The sequence below is a fragment of the Streptomyces niphimycinicus genome (genome assembly GCF_018883605.1).
Taxonomy (GTDB): domain Bacteria; phylum Actinomycetota; class Actinomycetes; order Streptomycetales; family Streptomycetaceae; genus Streptomyces; species Streptomyces niphimycinicus.
In genome coordinates, this window is record NZ_JAHLEM010000990.1 from 1 (window position 1) to 1462 (window position 1462).

Annotated in this window: 1 protein-coding gene; it reads left to right on the plus strand. The window is 67.4% G+C overall.

Annotated features, from left to right (window positions below; genetic code table 11):
* Positions 1–486 precede the first annotated feature (486 nt).
* Positions 487–1462 (plus strand): DUF1996 domain-containing protein (locus tag KN815_RS46535; RefSeq protein ID WP_216347824.1); only part of this gene is annotated, 976 nt, incomplete at its 3' end.

Here is a 1462-nt window from a genome sequence, read left to right on the forward strand (position 1 = left end):
GGCCGATGCGACGGCGGCCGCGGCGCCGAGCACCGCCCGGCGGCCGACCGGAGCGCGGCCGGAGGAAGCAGGCGGGGGGGAAGGCGAGGCAGGCGTGGGGGAAGGCGTCATGGGGGCGTCTCTCCTGGTTCAGTAAATGAACGGGATGGGGGTGAGGGAGCGCTCTCTTGCCGTCGCATGCTTCAGCCATGTGAACGACTCGTCAAGAGTTGTGACCGCAGTCTGTGGGTGTTGTTGCCTTTTGAACATCAACTGGCCTCAAAATTCCGGTAGTTCGGGCAAACTTGGGGCGGTTCGCTGCCACCTGTGCCCATGGATGTTGTGTTCAAGAGGTAAGCGGAGTCGGTGTCTCTGATCCTTTCCGCTCCACGCCTTGACACCTTCGTGTCCCCGCCCGGACACTCCGGACTTGGAGAGCGCTCTCCCAGTGTTGTCGCGGGCCGGTGACGGCCCGTCATACCCCCTCTCCAGGTGGCAGGAGTCTCCATGGCACGGAGATCGAAGATCGTTTCAGGAACCCTGATCGCAGGCGCGTTACTGCTGACCTCGCTCGGGCTCGGTGGTATCGCGATGAGCGCCGAAGCGCCCCCGGCGAATCCCGCGAGCGGCGGTGTCACGGCCTCCGCGGGCGGCGGTGTCACGGCCGCCCACGCGGGGCATGTCATGGCGGCGCGGTCCGCCTCCTCGCCCGAGGACCCGGACGGCGACGGCTACATTCCCGCGAACCCGCCGGTCACCGGCGTCACCCCGGCCACGAAAGAGCCGCCGCACCGCTACTTCCACGAGTTCCAGGCCAACTGCTCGGTGAGCCACACCAAACCGGACGACCCCATCGTCTACCCGCAGCAGCCGGGCGCGTCCCATGACCACACCTTCATGGGCAACACCACGACCGACGCGGCCAGCACCACGGCCTCCCTCGACGCCGGGCGCACCACCTGCAAGGCACCGGGGGACAAGTCGGGGTACTGGATGCCCACGCTGTTGGGCGCCGACCGGCCGGTGCTGCCGATCGGCCCGCAGACCATCTACTACAAGGCGGGCGTGACCGACTACACCAGTGTGCGGCCATTCCCCAAGGGACTGCGCTTCGTGGTGGGCGACCCGATGCAGACCGCCGAGGAGTTCCGCCACCACCCCGGCTTCGTGGAGGGCTGGGAGTGCGGCGACAGCTACTTCAACGTCGAGTTCCCCAAGGACTGCCCGAACCGGCCCGACGTCCAGCTCAACATCCGTTTCCAGGCGCCCAGTTGCTGGGACGGCAAGTACCTGGACACGCCCGACCACCGCAGCCATATGGCCTACCCCGTGGTGAACCCCGGGACGAACAACAACGTGTGCCCCGCCGACCACCCGGTCGCGCTGCCGATGGTCGAGTTCAAGATGGCCTTCCCGGTCAACGGTGACCTCTCGCGGGCGAGGCTGGCCAGCGGACCGAGCTGGTCGTTCCACTACGACTTCT